The organism is Synechococcus sp. BIOS-U3-1 (assembly GCF_014279975.1).
Lineage (GTDB): Bacteria > Cyanobacteriota > Cyanobacteriia > PCC-6307 > Cyanobiaceae > Synechococcus_C.
In genome coordinates this window covers 1,183,922-1,200,179 of the sequence record NZ_CP047936.1, presented here as the reverse complement: position 1 = coordinate 1,200,179, position 16,258 = coordinate 1,183,922, and the positions used below count along the sequence as shown (strand labels likewise).

Here is a 16,258-nt window from a genome sequence, read left to right as displayed (position 1 = left end):
AGGGCAGAACACGCTTTTGAAACACTTTCGTGGTTTGGAAGCAAAATGGTGCAAATCTCAGCTGGTCACCCCACTGTTGACTGCCATCAACGCCAAAAGCAGCAGCAATCAGGCTGAAGGTGAGCCAACAGCCCTTGCAGAGAAAGACGTCGCACAATGTCGCTGGCAATGGCGAGACGAAGAGCTGGTTTTGCTGGCTCAGAAAGCCATCTGGCGACCATCCAGCCAGGACCTTTTTGTCGCTGATCTGCACCTTGGCAAGGCAGAGGTTTTCCAGGCCTGCGGAATCCCGCTTCCCAGTGATGACGACAGAGGCACATTGCAGCGACTAAGGAATCTCTGTCTGAAGTGGAAGCCAAAACGCGTGATCATCCTTGGAGATTTGATCCACGGCCCACTTGGGCTGACGCAGCGCCTGCAGGCTGATCTCAGAGACCTGCACATCCGCTTAAACGCTGAGGTGCTTCTGATTGGTGGCAACCATGACCGCCACCTACAGCCGAGTGCTTTTCCCCAGCATCCCGCCTTCAGACTGGGAAACCTCTGGCTCAGCCATGAACCAGAACAGCCCATGGATGGGCGTGAAGGCCTAAATCTCTGCGGGCATATTCACCCCACAACCACCCTGCGTCAGGGATCGGATCGACTCAGACTTCCCTGCTTTGCCTACGACAGCATGGAACAGCGAATACTGATTCCTGCATTCGGAGAGTTGACGGGAGGGCATGACTGCCGTCACCGTTACCGCAAATGGTTGGTTGCCGAGGGCACCATCGTTCCTTGGTTCGACCCCGCACAGTCATCCAGAGGGTCCAAGGTGAAATGGTGACCCGGACCCGTTCCACCACTGCAGCGAAGCCACGCCAGAAACCGGTTCGGCGTAGGCGTCCACGCCAGAAAAGACTGCGTAAACGCTGGTTGATCCTGGGTGTGCCCCTTGGAGTCTTTGCAACCCTTGTCGCACTGGCCCCCGGAACTCCGCGGCCTGATGCCATCGCAACACTGGAAGACGAAGCCAGTGGTGCTGCTCTTGGAGCCTTCCGCTATCAGTCGGATGATGAGGTCTACGCACTCGATTTCGATCCACGAAAGGTGCGGTTGGGACTACTCGAGGGCTGGGATCGTGAACAGGATGCCTATGAGGATTCCGCGGCTCTGGCCTACGTATCAGGTCCGATGTACGAACGGCACATCGACAACGGTGGACAGGAGATCACCGTTCCGCTCGGGGATCTGAAATTCGGACAGAAGGTCTGGCAGGGCAGGAATCGAACAGCATCGCGACAGCGAGCGTTCGTTGGCATCAAGCGAGATGGAGGAGTGGACTTTGGCTACGGAGAACTCACTTCTGAACGTGCCGAGATCTACGACATGTTCGTGGGTGGTTTACACAGTGTTTACAACGATCTGAACGCACCCCCCTACAGCTACAAGGGTGCTTACAGCATCAGCATGGGCCAGCGCATTCGCTACTACCTGCCGAGGATCCGGATGGTCTACGGACTACGCAGCGATGGCCGGCTAGAGATGCTGATGAGCAGGGACGGTCTCACCCTGGAGCAGACCAGGGAGCTGGCCCGCCGCCGAGGACTGGTGGCCGCATATATGCCAGATCACGCCTCCAAGAGTCGCCTGATCATCCCTGGAGTGAAAGGGTTCACAGAAGAAGATGCCAACTGGATCAGTGGTGGCGCGACCAGTTTTGTGCACGTGCCCTACTTGCTGCGGTTGAGTGAACGCCGCTTCCATCTGCAAGGCGGGTTGGTGGGAAACCTCAGCGAAAGCCTGCGTTCAAAGGTGGAGTGCCAGGGTCCTCTGGACTGTGCCGAAGCTGCTGGTCATCGACTGATGGACAAGGCCCTTGCAGGGCTGAATCGCGTCATGGAACAAGGAGTGGAGCCCGTTGCTCGATTGATCTGGCAACCGAAACGTCAACCTCTGAAGCCTGGCTTCTCTCAGGACGAACAATTGGGTCGGCCTGAACGTTCGCCGTTACCAGAACCGCCTATCACCGCTGACCCCCTCGTGCTGCTTGAACAGCCGCGGCCGAACGATGAATTGGATGCTGTTGAACCGGAATCAGCGTTTCCTTCTTATGAACGCGATCTTCCCCCAGACCTCCCGCCACCCGTTCTTCTGACGCCGGAACCGTCGCCTAAGCGAGGCTCCCCACTGCTTCCATCCCAGACCTACGACCCATCAGAGCCAATCGCTGGATCCATAGAAGGTTCAGACCCTATTGAAGATCAGAAGCCAAGCCTGTCTCAGACAGATGCCCTCATCGGAGCACCACCGCCACCATTGCTGCCACCCCCAGCGCCCTGAGATCAGCTCCGCGCCACAACCCTGATCGATTGCAGCACAAAACCTTCTTCAACCTCAAGGCCCTATTAGTAATCATGCTGGATCAACATAGTGTTAAGTAGAACATAGAAATCTGCTTGTTGAACATCATCCCAAGACTTCAAGCAGCTACACACTTAAATTCAAATCAAGATTTTTAACCCTGCGTCGAACATTACGCACAAATTGAATTCGTTGTTCTCCACAAACTAGTTGCAGAAGACAAAGCAGCGATGGGAGCTGAAGGGTTTAGGGAAAAGATCCCTTCAATTCTGAGAACAATGAACAGTGGTTTAGCGACGGAATAGGCCGTTGCAATCACCTCTCGCGGGTGTCTTGAAGCAGATGTTTTCTGGAGACCAATAGCCAACAGCAGGAAAGCGAAGGCCCTGGCGCCGAGCTTCTGCATTAACTGCTTCGAAACCGCGGGCGGTCACCAGTACGTGGTCCGGCGCTTCGACCTGATCGAGGAAGGTCTGTTCAGGCATCTCCTTTTGAGGAGAGGCTGAAACCGAGCTGGCGATCAGCGTGAGCACCGAGCCAAAGAGCACGGAACGAGCAATGCGTACGAACATCATTGAGCGGCAGCGAATCAGAGCGAAGGGGACTGGAATTAGTTTGTGGTCACGATTACAGGAGTCCCTACATCCACCTGTTGAAACAGTGTGACGACATCCTTGTTCAACATGCGAATGCATCCAAGGCTGACTGCCGAACGCAGCTTCACCCAATTGGGCCAGGCAGTTCCATGAATCGCATATTCACCTGATCCGATCTGGAAATAGGCCATATAGCGAACACCAACTGGATTTTTTGGACCCGGTGCAATCACCTTTCCTCCCTTGTGATACACAGGCGCCTCCTCCATACGAGTGATGGCGTAGCTACCTGCGGGAGTCGGAGATTCAGGAGCGCCGATCGCAACAGGGAAACGCTCCACCACCTTGCCGTTGTCAAACAACGTGAGATAACGGTCCTTGAGGCTAATTTGAATCGCTTTCTCAGCCCGCGCGGGCACCTGGATCAAACCGAGGGTCAGCAAAGCCAACCCTGCGGATACAGCAATTTGCCTCAATCGAAACACGATGCCTCGGGACTCACTTTCCGCGACATTTTGACCCAAGAACGGATCCGGCTACCGTCTCTCAACTGTTGCTCAGACCTGTGACTCACTTCCAGGCGCTCCAATCCGCACTCAGAAGACATCCCGCCAGGTGGATTGCCGCTGCCGTTCTCGGTGTTTCTTGCGGAATTGCTCAGAGAGCTGAGGCAGGGTTTCCTCTGGAACAACTGGAGGCTTTCGAGGTCACGGAGATGAAAGCCACCGTGACCACCTCACTGCCTGCCGAGAAAGTGATCGAGGTGATCGATCCTCATGGTCACAAAGAGATCCTCACCGTGGGCATTGATCTCGAGCCCCTTGGCCTGAAACAAGGCGACGAGGTCTCACTCTCCATTCTCGACGGCCTTGTTGTTGAGCTGGAAGCCAGTACCAACAAGGAGCTGAGTTTCAACCGCGAAGACATCATTCTCCCCGCGGACATGGGCAAGCTCAAGAAGGGTATGCGTCTAGCGCTGGCCTCTGGAACAGCCCAAGTCATCAGCATTGACCGGCAAGACAACAGCATCGATCTTCTGGGGCCCCTCGGTGGGATCAATAACTTGGATGTCGTGATCAGCGATGGAGCCAGCCCCTTTGATCGCATCAAGGTTGGCGACACCGTTGATTTCCGACTGATCCAGCCTCTGGCAGTAAATGTGCGCAAATTGCCCCGCTCCTCAACAGGCAACGCGCTCAAGAGCTACCGAGGCAGTGGAGAGCCTCTACTGATCAGCCCCCTGGCTGACCAAGAGGTCAATCTGAAAAGCGAGCTACTGGAGGCCTTCGAGCTCGTACAACTCAACGCCACCATTGAGCGGCTGGTCCCTGGACAGAAACTACTCAACGTGAAGGGTGCTCGAGGTCACAGCATGCTCATCACCTCAGCGATTGATCCGACCGCAGCGGGCCTCAAGGTCGGAGATCAGGTGAACATTGAAATGTTGCAGGGACTGGTGGTGGATCTGCGCAGCTCCCAGCAGACTCAACTCTCTCTGCTGCGAGAAGACCGCAGGCTTGGACGTGATTTCGGACCGGTGCCTGCAGGTGCTCGGGTGGCGATGGCCAGCGGAACAGCCGAGGTGGTGCGCCTTTCACGAACCGACCACATGGTGACCTTGAGAGGTCCGCTCGGCAAAATTCACAAGCTCGACATCCGCCCTGAGCTCGAAGATGAGGTGTTTGCTGGTTTGAGCGTTGGCGACATGGTCGACTTCCGTCTGATCAAGCCGATCGCCATCCGTATTCAGCCGGTCGCCCAGCGTTAGCTCTGAGCTGATGCCAGCGCCCTCACAACATCACCGCGGGTGAGCACACCGACCGGACGGCGGTTCGCATCTACAACAATCAGACGTTGTGTTCCCTTGTCATGCAGCATCGAAGCAGCCTTTGGCAGCGGAAGGCTGACTTCACAGCTGTGGCTGTCACGGTGCATCAAATCACCAACACTGTTGCCCAGTACTTGATGCACTTGGCGATCCCAGTTCAGTGGATTGCGCAGATAAATGACGCTGTCAAGGAGCATCACGTAGGGACCGACATCCACACCGCTCTCGCGGACCATCAGATCCTGTTCGGTGAGTTCTCCAATCAGAACGCCCTCCCCGTCAACCACTGGCAGACCACTCACGTGGTGATCGTTGAGCACGCTGACTGCATCCTGAAGCAGGGTCTCCGCCGTCACCGTCAGGACCGGAGCGGACATCACCTCCCCGACCGTCTGCTGAAGCACCATGGGACCTGATCAACTTCACGCATTCTGAGCCTTGATCTCTCCATGGCGATTGTGGGCCGATCGACTCACGCTGCTGCGCGCCGTGCTTGGAGCACCGTTGCTGCTGCTGCTGGCTTCAGGGCAGCAGAGCTGGGCTTGGTTGCTGCTGCTGATCGGCGCGATCAGCGACTGGGCTGACGGCTGGATGGCCCGCAAAGCTGATGGGGGCAGCAGTTGGGGAGCAAAACTCGATCCCCTCGCTGACAAGCTGTTGATCAGCGCTCCATTGATCTGGTTGGCAGCGGAGCGACAACTCCCCCTGTGGGCTGTATGGCTGCTGCTAGCTCGAGAATTGCTGATTTCCGGATGGCGATCAGGTAGCTCCAGCGGTGCTCCAGCCTCTTGGCTGGGGAAATGGAAAACCACCCTCCAGTTTCTCAGCCTGTTTCTGATGCTCTGGCCGGCGGGCTGGTCTGCAGACCAGCTCACGCTGAGCCTGCATGCACTGGGATGGTGGCTCTACTGGCCAGCCCTGGTGCTGGCACTTTGGTCGGCCTTGGCTTATCTCAAGCCCCGATCAGGGACTCATCGGCACTGAAGTCCGGTGCGGAGGTTGGTGCCAGCGCGTAATCGCGCTGATAGCTGTCAGCCATGCATGCAAGTGCGTCAAACCGAGGAGTCCAGGCCAGTTCACGCTCAACGCGGCTGATATCCGTCAGGAAATGACTGAGTCGCAAAGGGAACCCCTTTCGAGCTTTCGGATCGAGTCCTGAAGGGTCAAAACTGCGTAGATCGAGGCTCTCAGGCGCACGGCCGCAGGCCAGCGCCGCCGCTTCGATCAGTCCATGAAATGTGATTCCTTTTTTTGCTGAACAGTTGTAAATCCGATTGCAGGAGGCATCCACCTCAAGGCTGCGCGCCATCGCTTCGGCCAGATCCTCGACGTGGCCGATTTGAGTAATGGTGGTGCCATCCCCGGGCAAAGGAATGGGTCGATCATGCGTGATCCGATCGAAAAACCAACGTTCAACTGGGTTGTAATTCCCAGGGCCAACGATGTAAGTGGGTCGAAAACTCGTGAAAGCGATCCCTTCACGCATGAGCCATCGCTCTGTTTCGCCCTTGCCGGCATGACGACTTTCCGGATCAAGGGGGCTGTCCTCATCCAGAGGCCAGCTATGGCTGCCTGCGTAGACACCCGCTGAACTCACGTAGAGAAAACGATGGTTGGGTGCACCCGTCCGCTCCACAACTCGCTGACTGTCGTTGAGCGTGCGCCCAGAGCTATCGACAATGACATCGAAAGCTCGCCCCTTGAGCTGATCGAGAGCCCTGTCGTCACCACGATCCCCATTGACAGACGCAACTCCTTCAGGAACAGGCTGCCGGCCGCGTGTAAACAGGGTAAGGCTGTGACCCTGCTGAAGCAGACGGCTTACGAGGGGCTTGCCCACAAAGCGGGTTCCCCCCATCAACAGGATTTGCACGAGCACCCAGGCAGACCAAAAGATATTGAAGCGTGCCCAACCCACCCGTGCAGGATGGGAGTCAGTCCATTGCAACGCCCATGCAGATCATTCCAGCCATCGACCTGCTGGGAGGGGCCTGCGTGCGTTTGCACCAAGGGGATTACGACCAGGTCACTCGCTTCAGCGATGACCCTCTGTCTCAAGCCAGGAGCTGGCAAGACCAAGGAGCCAGACGTCTGCACCTCGTGGATCTCGACGGAGCCCGCAGCGGTCAACCGATCAACGATGCAGCAGTTCGTGCAATCACGGAAACGCTTTCGATCCCGGTTCAGCTCGGTGGAGGCGTGCGTTCAGCTGAACGCGTCGAGGAACTGTTGGGATGCGGTCTGGAACGCGTGATCCTGGGAACGGTTGCACTGGAGCAACCGGAACTTGTCGTGGAGCTGGCTCAACGCCATCCCGGCAGGATCATCGTTGGCATTGATGCCCGCCATGGCAAGGTCGCAACGAGGGGATGGCTGGAACACAGCGACACGGAAGCCACGGCTCTGGCCGCACGATTTAGTGAGTCTGCAATTGCGGCAATCATCAGCACCGACATCAGCACGGATGGAACTCTTGCTGGCCCAAACCTCGACGCTCTGAGACAGATGGCCGCTGCCAGCACCGTTCCCGTGATCGCTTCCGGTGGCGTGGGCTGCATGGCTGACTTGCTAGCGCTACTGGCACTGGAGCCACTCGGCGTTGAGGGAGTCATCGTTGGGCGAGCGCTCTACGACGGCCGCATTGATCTACGGGAAGCCCTCAAGGCACTCGATGATGGACGACTTCAGGACCCACCAACAGGACTGTTGAAGGACCTGGCCTGACGACACCATCAAGACGAGGCTGTTTCGCGGGTCTAACCTGAACTCGTTACGACGACTGCCGTGGAGTCGCTAGTCGAGTCATTTCTGCCAAAGGGAGCCAGCGGTAAGCGCACTCTTCAGGATGCCTTCGATCGTTGCCGACATCTGGGCATGCGATTAAGCCAACAGCGGCGAATGGTGCTCGACCTGCTGTGGAGCGAAGCCAGTCACCTCAGCGCACGAGACATCTTCGAAAAACTCAACCAACAAGGGAGACGAATCGGCCATACCTCCGTTTATCAGAACCTTGAGGCACTTCAAAGTGCAGGGGTGATCGAGTGCCTCGATCGAGCCCATGGCAGGCTTTATGGGTATCGAAACGATCCACACAGTCATCTCACCTGCCTGGAAACAGGCTCGATCGAGGACCTGGACGTGAGGCTCCCCGACGGTTTGCTCAGAGAAATTGAACGTCAGACCGGATTCAACATCGAGTCGTACACCCTGCAGTTGAACGGACGTCCAAAAATTGCCACTGGAGCATCCTCGCCAGTGCCGTTACCTTGACGTCCATCAGCACAGTTTCAGGGCACCGTGATCGACCAGGACCGGGAGATTCTCCTTTTCGCTCCCGATCTACTCGGTGAAAGTCTTGCAGCGGAAATCGCCACTGAAGAGCTGCCACTTCGCGTCAGACGGTCAGCTGATCAACTTCAAGGGCATCCATCACTAGTGATCTGGTCACTGCCCACGGAAACGCAACCTCTAATCATCCAGCGAGAGATTCTGCAACTGCAACAGCGCTGGACACCTGCTCCCACGTTGCTGCTGTTACCGGCCGACTACGGACGTGATCCTCAGGCACTGCTCTCGTTGAATTGCGACGGCATTCTTCAAGACCCTGACCTTGCAGCACTGAGGCAAGCAATCCAGACCCTTCTCAAGGGAGGCAGGGTGCTGAAAATCAAACCCCTTTCAGCGCACTCCTCAGCCAGCGAGCCGAGCCTGAGCGTGGCGCAATCGCTTCTGGTCAGTGGCCTACAGCAGATCGGTAGGGATCTTCAGGTCATCAAAGCGCTACTTGACCCGCCACCTGAGCATCTTGTGATGCGACTTATGCTAGAGGGTCGTTGTCGTGAACTGAGCAGTGCCAGAAACCTGCTGCTGTGGCTCTGGGGACCTCTTCACACCGGTCTTGCTGAGGTGGGGCCTCTGCGCGATCAAAGCAAGACCCTTGAACTGACACTGAACAACCGAGAACCAACGGCTGTCTGGAATGCCATTCAGCAACGACTCGAAGGTGCTGTAGGCAGTGGACTGGGGAATGGAACAGGCCAGTTGCTCGCCATCGAGGGACTTCATCCGGAGCGTCGCCGCGACTTGCTGTTAGCGCTTCTTCAACAGTTCAATGAGGTTCTTCGACGTCTGCGTGGCGATGAGCTTGTCAGCACTCGCGACCAGAACGCACTGAGCGCACGCTGGCAGGCTCTGCAGACGGAAGTGAGGCAACAGGCGTTGCGCACCGTGGCAGGGAATTATGTACGTCTCCCGCAGGGAGAAAGTCTTGTTGCGGTGGCCGACCAACTTGTTGATCGGACGGATTTACGTCAATCCGATGATGAGCTGCCAGACCCACAGTCCATGCTGGCGTCGCTGGTGCTGGATCAACCGGTCCTGGTGGATGGTCAGCTACTCCCATCAGACGACCCCAGGGCTTTGCTGCAGCTCGAGACACTGATCAGCAACTGGCTCGTGCGTACCGCTGAGCTGATTGGTTCCGAACTGCTCGGAGTCTGTGGCGAATGGCCCGAGCTGCGCCGATATCTGCTGCAACAGAACCTGATCTCAACGCGCGAACTGGAACGTTTGCGCAATCAACTCAACAGTCAGTCTCGTTGGCAAGAGTGGATTGAACGTCCGATTCGTTTATACGAGAGTCGCCGATTGCTGTTCAGCCTCAAAACCGGACGCATCGAACCGTTGCTTTTAACCGAACCCAGAGATGAGGAGCTCAAGCGCCTGCGCTGGTGGCAACAGCAGGTCGCCCTGATCGTGGAAGCTCGTGATGCCATCGCACCTCAGGTTCAGGCTCTGGTGAAACGTCTCGGTGACCTCATGGTGGTGGTGCTCACCCAGGTGGTGGGTCGGGCCATCGGTCTGATCGGACGTGGCATTGCTCAAGGGATGGGTCGAAGTTTCGGGCGCAGCTGATTCTCAACGGCAAGGCAGGATCAGGGCTCAGAATGCATGGACTGTCCCGTTGTCATGACCGCGTTCCTGATCCGTTCCATCGTCGCGGTGCTGGCCTTGATGCTGATTGCATTGCCGGCTCAGGCCATCCGGGAAACTGACAGCTATGACGGCAATATTTTCGCGCTCTACGCCGGTAACGGGTCTTTGGTTCCTCCGGCCGTCAGCCTGGCTGATTCACAGCAAGCGGGTCGCACGAGCGTCATCGTTTACTACCTCGATGACAGCAGCACAAGCAAAGCCTTCTCTCCAGCGGTTTCGGAGCTTCAAAGGCTCTGGGGGAACAGCGTGGACCTTCTGCCTTTGACCACAGATGCACTGCAGGGGAGAGCCACCACCGACCGAACTGATCCTGCGCATTACTGGCACGGAATTATTCCGCAAGTGGTGGTGATCGACGGAGAAGGCCAGCTCTTACTCGACGAGGAGGGGCAAGTCCCTCTCGAGCAGATCAATAACGCCATCAGTCAGGCCACTGGGCTTCCCGCGCCGCAGGGAGAGAGCATGAGTCTCAGTTTCAACGAGCTCAACACGGAAGTGATCTCACGTTGAACGGTCACATGGACGCCTTACGCTGCGCGCCATTGAGACCGGCCGACAGCCGACGTTGACATGTGTGTTCTGCTTGTAATTCTGCTCCTGGTCGGTCTGGGAGTGTTCTGGATCGAAGCGCGGCATCGCCTGCGGCCAACATCTCCGCTGAAACTCCGTCATCTGGACTGGAGCGTCAAACCATCAGGAAATGATCTTGAGCTCCAGGGGTGGATCGAGATCACCAACCCCCATGCACGGATGGAGGTGATGGTGCCTGAGCTGAAGGTCAACCCGGTGCTGATCGGCAGCTCAAATCTCAATGATGTGTTGGTCAAAACCCAGATCACGCCGCACCACCCTGATGAAGACACCCGGGCCGATGGGTACTGGCCTGCCTACATCGTCAAAGGGCATAAAAGCACCCGCATTCAGGTCAATGTCACGCTCAGCGGTTCGCCAGGTGCTGCTCTTGCTGATCGGGTCGATACGGTCTGGATGGATGTGAACTGGGTGAACTATGGCCCCTTTGGACGACTTGATCGTCGACAGGGTGTGGTGGTTCCTCTGCGCAGACCCGCGGTGCTTCAGCCCACCAAAGCTGAATTCCATTCCGGGGAGAATTGCAAGGTTCTTCCGCTGAAAACACACCTGCTCGGCCCTCTCGACAGCACCCTTGAGGTGCTTCGTGACTATGCGGGCGAACTGGTTCAGCCTGGCGACATTCTCACAATTGGGGAAACACCCGTCGCCGTGATTCAAGGCAGATACACCCACCCCTCCATGGTCGAACCGACCTGGATCGCTCGGTTGCTCTGCCGGGTCTTCCACCCCACCAGCAGTCTTGCAACCGCCTGCGGACTACAAACCCTGATTGATCAGGTTGGTCCGACCAGGGTCATCCTCGCCTGGTCGATCGGCTTGGCGCTGAAAATTATTGGATTGAAGGGTTGGTTTTATCGACTCGCAGGCAATCAGGCACGCCTCATTGATGACATCACCGGGACAACACCCCCCTATGACCAGACCATCGTTCTGGGTCCCCAGGACCCGATTCGTCTTTGCCAAGACGCCGCTGACGCTCTCGGCGTCTCCGTTGCAATCGTTGATGTGAACGATCTTGGACGTGTGAAAGTTCTGGCCTCCAGCAGCGGCTGTGATGAAGCATTGCTGCATCGTGCCCTGCGCCCCAATCCTGCTGGGAATGCCAACGAGCGCACACCGCTGGTGCTGGTCAGACCGGTCTGAACTCACCTCAAGGAAGGCGGCGATAGATTTAATCAATGGTGGAGGCCTGCCGTGGCAGCGAAAGCGGGATTCCGGCTCCGGGTCGAGCCCTTGAAAGCTGGTCATTTGAGCCAGATCGCATCTGTATCCGATGCAGGTTCCACCATTCAGAACAGCGCTCTGCAGAGCTTGTTGGTTCAGTCCTGGATCAGCCGTCTTGACCAGTTCCTGCCTGACCCACTCAATGCCCGACTCACCCGAGTGCTAGCGCTGATCGAGTCGTCCTCGGAATCAGCGGACCAGATCGAATCTCTGCTGCTGATGCGCTCCAGCAACCGTCGCAACAGCTGCTGGCATCTGGATGCTCTCTCGATTGCTTCCTCCCGTCACTTCAGTCGCCAGCAAGGCCTGCGTTTGCTAATTCAGCAGGCCCTGAGCGATGACATCTCTCGCTGTCGCAGCTGGCTCGTGCGCTGCGACCCAACAGATCGGCCGCAACTGGATCTATTGCGGGAGCTTGGATTCCAGCCTCTACGCCAGGGGCGCATCTGGAACCCTCCGGTCGCCGCTTCACCCTCGAGCCCATTTCCAAAGTCCAATGTGCAGCTTCCGCAGGGACTCTGCTGGAGTCCTCTCAACCGGGACAACACACGCCAATTATTGACCCTTGAGCAGGCCAGCATCAGCCCTCAGCACAGGCAAATCCTTGATCGCCAATGGTGCGACCTGTTGGACCTAAGTGGCGGCGGATCAATGGTTTTAAGGGTTGAGAGAGATGGAGACAGTCAGGTGATTGCAGGGCTGATCAGGCGCCCGTGGGGGCTGGATTCACCCCGCCTTGAACTACTTCGAGGACCCGCTTGGGATGAACGCATTGGCGCTGCATTGCCTGCTGCGTTGTTTCAATTGCTGAGCCAGCAAATCACCCCATCACTGCTTGTGGCGGAAGACGACCACCATCTGAGGGCTTTACTCGAAAGCCAGGGGTGGCAGGAAGGAACCCTGGAAATGATGCTTGGACGAAGCATCTGGAGACGTGTGCACCAACGCAACCTGGGTGGCCTCCGGCCGCTTGAATCCATGCTCGGTCGTCTGCAACCTCAACAACCTCAACTGCCCACTCCGAGCCTGGCCCCGAGGCGTTGAATTGAGCTCACGACCCCGAGCACGTTCAGCTCTCAGCCTTGATGTGGGCCGTCGAAGAATCGGCCTCGCAGGCTGCGACGCTCTTGGATTGACCGTGACTCCACTCAATGCGTTGAAACGTGGTGATTTCAACAACGATGTCAATCACATCAAGACACTCTGCGCCGAACGCCGGGTTGAGGCTCTAGTCGTTGGGCTCCCCCTGGATGACGCCGGCAAGCCAACTTTGCAGGCCAAGCACTGTCATCGCTATGGAATCCGCCTGGCTCATGCTCTGCTAATGCCCATGGCCTTTGTGAACGAACACAGCAGCAGCTGGGCAGCTGGAGAGCGCCATCAACTTCATGGAGATCGCTCTGGGCGACTGGACAGCGCTGCTGCAGCATTGCTCCTTGAACAGTGGCTGGCCGATGGGCCTGAACCACAACCAGTCCAGATGGCGCCTGTGAATCGTGGCAAAACGGATGCTGATGCAAGATCCTGGACTTCAATTCCCCCAGCGCCATGAGTTCAAGCGGACCTGCATCCAGCGGTGAGGTGCCCACCGTTCTCGTCAAGGACCGTGATGGACACGACCTGCTGTGTTTCCTTGAGCAGCTCATTCCTCTCGATGACAAGGATTACGCCCTGCTCACCCCGGTCGACACGCCTGTATGTCTGTTCAGGCTGCGAGACGGGGACGATCCAGAGCTGATCGAAAGCATCACCAGCAGCGAGCCGATCCTTTCGGTCGCTGATGTGGTGCTTCAGGAACACGACCTCACACTGGTTCGCTCAGCGGTGACTCTGACCGTCAATGGTGAACTGGACGAACCCGACCCTGATGATCTCGACGAAGAGGACGTTGACGATGAATCCGAAACCTACGAGCTGTTGGTGAGTTTTCTAGTGGATGAACAGGAATACGGCCTGTACATCCCTTTAGATCCCTTTTTCGTAGTAGCGAGAATGGACGACGGTGCAGCTTTGCTTGTTGAGGGTGAGGAGTTCGACCGTGTTCAACCACGGATTGAAGCCGAGCTGGATGAGCAGGGACTTCCTGAGTGATGCAGCGTCACTGGCTGATACCCGATTGGGATCCAGGGTTAACCCTGGCCCATTTGCCCCTTGAGCCACTGATTGGGAGGGGCATCAGGGTTCTGTTGCTCGATGTGGACCGCACCCTCCTCCCAGGGCGTGATGTTGAGCTTTCCGCTCCAATGCGTCGCTGGGCAAAGGATGCCTCGCGTTTGCTGCACATCCACCTGGTCAGCAACAACCCATCTCGCCAAAGAATCCAAGCAGTGGCGGATCAGCTGAATGTGACCTACACATGCTCGGCGGCAAAGCCACGACGAGGAGCGATTCGTCGCGTGATCAACAAGCTTCCCAATGCGTCGTCCGAAATCGCCATGGTCGGAGATCGTGTCTTCACCGATGTTCTTGCCGGCAACCGACTAGGGCTTTACACCGTGCTGGTGAGACCACCTCGCTCCGACGGCACACCCTGCCGACACGATCGTGTTCAAAGACTGGAGCGACATCTCGCAAGATTCTTCGGGGCAGTGGGTCAATGACGCTCAGGGTTGTGAAAGTGGGGACCAGCCTGCTGAGACAACGCCAAGAGACGTCTACAGCGGAAGCGATTGCAGGTCTATCCAGCAACCTTGCTGAAAGTATGGGCCGCGGCGATCGAACAGTGCTGGTGTCCTCTGGAGCCGTTGGTCTGGGATGTCAACGACTCGGCATGACCCAGCGTCCACTCAGTCTTCCAGGCCTGCAAGCTGCTGCATCAGTTGGCCAGGGATATCTGATGAGTCTCTATGAAAAAGAATTTTCCCGCCATTCCATTCCAGTAGCGCAAGTGCTTCTCACTCGAGCAGACCTAGCCGATCGCCTGAGTTACCACAACGCATCCGCCACACTGAATCAGCTGCTTGAGTGGGGAGTGCTCCCCGTGGTGAATGGGAACGACACGGTGTCATCGGACGAGCTGAAATTCGGCGACAACGACACCCTTTCAGCACTCGTGGCTGCTGCAGTGAAAGCCGACGAGCTGATTCTGCTGACTGATGTGGACAGTCTCTACTCAGCGGATCCACGCAGTGATCTCAATGCCACTCCAATCAAGGATGTGCATGATCCAGAGCAGATCGGAGCGCTCGAAGAAGGAGCAGGCAGCGGCGGCCACTGGGGTACCGGGGGTATGGCCACAAAGCTTGCAGCAGCTAGGATCGCCACCGCAAGCGGCGTCAGAGTGCATCTAGGCGATGGCAGGACATCCGAGGCACTGCAAAACATCCTGCGAGGAGGTCGAGGCGGCACCGTTTTCCATCCCAACCCCCAACCGCTTGGCAATCGCAAAAGCTGGCTGGCCCATGCACTGCAACCAACAGGTTCGCTACGCCTTGATCCCGGAGCCTGTAGAGCACTGCTCAACAAGGGAGCTTCACTACTGCTAGTAGGAGTTACCGAATTGGACGGACAGTTCGACGCGAACCAGGCTGTGCTCCTGCTCAATGAGAACGGACAAGAAGTGGCCCGCGGCTTGACTACGATGAGCAGCGAAAAGTTGAACAATTTACTGAATCAGAAGTCATCCAATGCAAGCGCTGGCGGCTCTCCAGTCGTGGTACATCGCGACGCAATGGTGTTGATGATGCCTTCAAAAAATTAAGCTCAACCGACAATCAAGACTACAAACAAAACTGGAAAAGACACCTCAAACACCCCTCAAACATGCTCAGTACAAAAACGGTTTAATTTTATATCTAACAAAATAAGAATTATTTATCAGCCGACAATCCCATATAATATCCAAATCCATTGGCACAGATCATGCTGAGAAAGAGGAAGGGAATAATAATATTGGCGTAATCATGAGCCAGCCAAGATGTCAGCAAAAAAGCTCCGACAGACGCAGCGGCAAACAAACTAATCACCGGATCCCGTTTCGCCGACATAACACACTTATCGTCAATAACCAGAATAGCGTGCAACTTGTGATGCAGCTGTATCAGCGTGTACAGCAACAACCAACATCAGGTATGAAATATCCAACAGCGACCTTCGTTCAACCACCTTAATCCAACCAACCCAACAAAGGTCAATCTTTAAAACACACTTCGAACCGGCACTTTTAGCAGATGAACGTAATCGAAGCGAACCAGCGGCGGAGAATTACTTGATCGAGGGCAATATCACATAGATGTAAAGAAGAAGACCTGAATACAAACCTCCAAGAATCAGAACCCACTTCGACATAATGAAATGATGTAGACGCTCCAGCATAGCCAACGGCCTCTGCAGATCCTCTTGGATCAATCACATTCGACCTAACAACAACACAAGCAACGAAGGAGACGACAAAATAATTAAACAGACAATCTATACTTAAGGCTCAGCAACAACAATTACCTCAAGTGTGTATAATCAAAATTTACATCAAAAAGGGCTTGAGATTAAAAATCAAACCATCAAAAACACTTTGAGAATGGCTTGAAAAGACAAGGCCCTCGAAAAGCCAAAAGCCTCTCCTGATGCGATGAGAGTTCAGGTTGTTCAATGCAGTGAATCGGCAAGCCCTACCGATTCACACTCTCGAAAAGTCGTGATTTCGGAACAGTCCGACATGCATCATCAACGTCTATCC

General features: G+C 56.2%; 19 protein-coding genes. 14 read left to right on the top strand and 5 right to left on the bottom strand.

The window, feature by feature from the left end; all coding sequences use genetic code 11:
* Window positions 1–76 precede the first annotated feature (76 nt).
* Complete coding sequence (gene pdeM, locus SynBIOSU31_RS06270; RefSeq protein ID WP_255477394.1) at window positions 77–829, top strand: ligase-associated DNA damage response endonuclease PdeM; 753 nt, start codon at window positions 77–79, stop codon at window positions 827–829.
* Window positions 823–2,325, top strand: a complete 1,503-nt coding sequence (locus tag SynBIOSU31_RS06265; protein WP_255477437.1) for a hypothetical protein — start codon at window positions 823–825, stop codon at window positions 2,323–2,325. The genes pdeM and SynBIOSU31_RS06265 overlap by 7 nt, the downstream gene beginning before the upstream one ends.
* Before the next feature lie 311 nt (window positions 2,326–2,636).
* Here SynBIOSU31_RS06265 and SynBIOSU31_RS06260 read toward each other — a convergent pair whose 3' ends face one another.
* A complete protein-coding gene (locus SynBIOSU31_RS06260; RefSeq protein ID WP_370593688.1) occupies window positions 2,637–2,921 on the bottom strand; it encodes a hypothetical protein in 285 nt (94 codons plus the stop codon).
* A gap of 35 nt (window positions 2,922–2,956) precedes the next feature.
* Window positions 2,957–3,418: a L,D-transpeptidase gene (locus tag SynBIOSU31_RS06255; protein ID WP_370593711.1), complete on the bottom strand. Its 462-nt coding sequence runs from the start codon at window positions 3,416–3,418 to the stop codon at window positions 2,957–2,959.
* 77 nt (window positions 3,419–3,495) lie between these two features.
* Here SynBIOSU31_RS06255 and SynBIOSU31_RS06250 point away from each other — a divergent pair, with 77 nt between their 5' ends.
* Window positions 3,496–4,710, top strand: a complete 1,215-nt coding sequence (locus tag SynBIOSU31_RS06250; protein ID WP_255477393.1) for a hypothetical protein — start codon at window positions 3,496–3,498, stop codon at window positions 4,708–4,710.
* Here the strand turns inward: SynBIOSU31_RS06250 and SynBIOSU31_RS06245 are convergent.
* Complete coding sequence (locus SynBIOSU31_RS06245) at window positions 4,707–5,177, bottom strand: CBS domain-containing protein (protein ID WP_186492583.1); 471 nt, start codon at window positions 5,175–5,177, stop codon at window positions 4,707–4,709. The genes SynBIOSU31_RS06250 and SynBIOSU31_RS06245 overlap by 4 nt on opposite strands.
* A gap of 31 nt (window positions 5,178–5,208) precedes the next feature.
* On the opposite strand from SynBIOSU31_RS06245, the gene pgsA reads away from it, so the two are divergent.
* Complete coding sequence (pgsA, locus tag SynBIOSU31_RS06240; RefSeq protein WP_186492582.1) at window positions 5,209–5,754, top strand: CDP-diacylglycerol--glycerol-3-phosphate 3-phosphatidyltransferase; 546 nt, start codon at window positions 5,209–5,211, stop codon at window positions 5,752–5,754.
* Here the strand turns inward: pgsA and SynBIOSU31_RS06235 are convergent.
* The gene (locus SynBIOSU31_RS06235) at window positions 5,723–6,643 is read right to left on the bottom strand and encodes an NAD-dependent epimerase/dehydratase family protein (RefSeq protein WP_255477436.1); all 921 of its coding nucleotides are present in this window, start codon (window positions 6,641–6,643) and stop codon (window positions 5,723–5,725) included. The two genes, pgsA and SynBIOSU31_RS06235, sit on opposite strands and share 32 nt — an antisense overlap.
* Before the next feature lie 80 nt (window positions 6,644–6,723).
* Between SynBIOSU31_RS06235 and hisA the strand changes: the two genes are divergently transcribed.
* From hisA to proB, 10 genes are all read left to right on the top strand, one after another.
* Window positions 6,724–7,494 (top strand): 1-(5-phosphoribosyl)-5-[(5-phosphoribosylamino)methylideneamino]imidazole-4-carboxamide isomerase, encoded by a 771-nt coding sequence (hisA, locus tag SynBIOSU31_RS06230; RefSeq protein WP_186492881.1) that lies wholly within the window; start codon window positions 6,724–6,726, stop codon window positions 7,492–7,494.
* A 150-nt stretch (window positions 7,495–7,644) separates the two neighbouring features.
* Window positions 7,645–8,040: a Fur family transcriptional regulator gene (locus SynBIOSU31_RS06225; protein ID WP_186492880.1), complete on the top strand. Its 396-nt coding sequence runs from the start codon at window positions 7,645–7,647 to the stop codon at window positions 8,038–8,040.
* Between the two features lie 27 nt (window positions 8,041–8,067).
* Window positions 8,068–9,684: a DUF3685 domain-containing protein gene (locus SynBIOSU31_RS06220; protein WP_186492581.1), complete on the top strand. Its 1,617-nt coding sequence runs from the start codon at window positions 8,068–8,070 to the stop codon at window positions 9,682–9,684.
* Window positions 9,685–9,738: 54 nt separating this feature from the next.
* Entirely contained in the window at window positions 9,739–10,275 is a 537-nt protein-coding gene (locus SynBIOSU31_RS06215) for a thylakoid membrane photosystem I accumulation factor (protein WP_186492580.1), read from the top strand.
* A gap of 60 nt (window positions 10,276–10,335) precedes the next feature.
* Complete coding sequence (locus SynBIOSU31_RS06210) at window positions 10,336–11,502, top strand: F420-0:Gamma-glutamyl ligase (protein WP_186492579.1); 1,167 nt, start codon at window positions 10,336–10,338, stop codon at window positions 11,500–11,502.
* 51 nt (window positions 11,503–11,553) lie between these two features.
* Window positions 11,554–12,627 (top strand): hypothetical protein, encoded by a 1,074-nt coding sequence (locus tag SynBIOSU31_RS06205; protein ID WP_186492578.1) that lies wholly within the window; start codon window positions 11,554–11,556, stop codon window positions 12,625–12,627.
* Window position 12,628: 1 nt separating this feature from the next.
* Window positions 12,629–13,135: a Holliday junction resolvase RuvX gene (gene ruvX, locus SynBIOSU31_RS06200; RefSeq protein ID WP_186492577.1), complete on the top strand. Its 507-nt coding sequence runs from the start codon at window positions 12,629–12,631 to the stop codon at window positions 13,133–13,135.
* Window positions 13,132–13,674, top strand: coding sequence for a DUF3727 domain-containing protein (locus SynBIOSU31_RS06195; RefSeq protein ID WP_186492576.1), 543 nt, complete (start codon window positions 13,132–13,134; stop codon window positions 13,672–13,674). The genes ruvX and SynBIOSU31_RS06195 overlap by 4 nt, the downstream gene beginning before the upstream one ends.
* Window positions 13,674–14,183, top strand: coding sequence for a YqeG family HAD IIIA-type phosphatase (locus SynBIOSU31_RS06190; RefSeq protein WP_186492575.1), 510 nt, complete (start codon window positions 13,674–13,676; stop codon window positions 14,181–14,183). Before SynBIOSU31_RS06195 ends, SynBIOSU31_RS06190 begins: the two co-directional genes overlap by 1 nt.
* Window positions 14,180–15,283 carry a glutamate 5-kinase gene (gene proB, locus SynBIOSU31_RS06185; RefSeq protein ID WP_186492574.1) on the top strand — a complete coding sequence of 368 codons (1,104 nt, stop codon included), beginning with the start codon at window positions 14,180–14,182 and terminating at the stop codon, window positions 15,281–15,283. Before SynBIOSU31_RS06190 ends, proB begins: the two co-directional genes overlap by 4 nt.
* Before the next feature lie 109 nt (window positions 15,284–15,392).
* On the opposite strand, the gene SynBIOSU31_RS06180 is transcribed toward proB, so the two are convergent.
* Complete coding sequence (locus tag SynBIOSU31_RS06180; protein WP_186492573.1) at window positions 15,393–15,638, bottom strand: hypothetical protein; 246 nt, start codon at window positions 15,636–15,638, stop codon at window positions 15,393–15,395.
* Window positions 15,639–16,258: the final 620 nt, after the last annotated feature.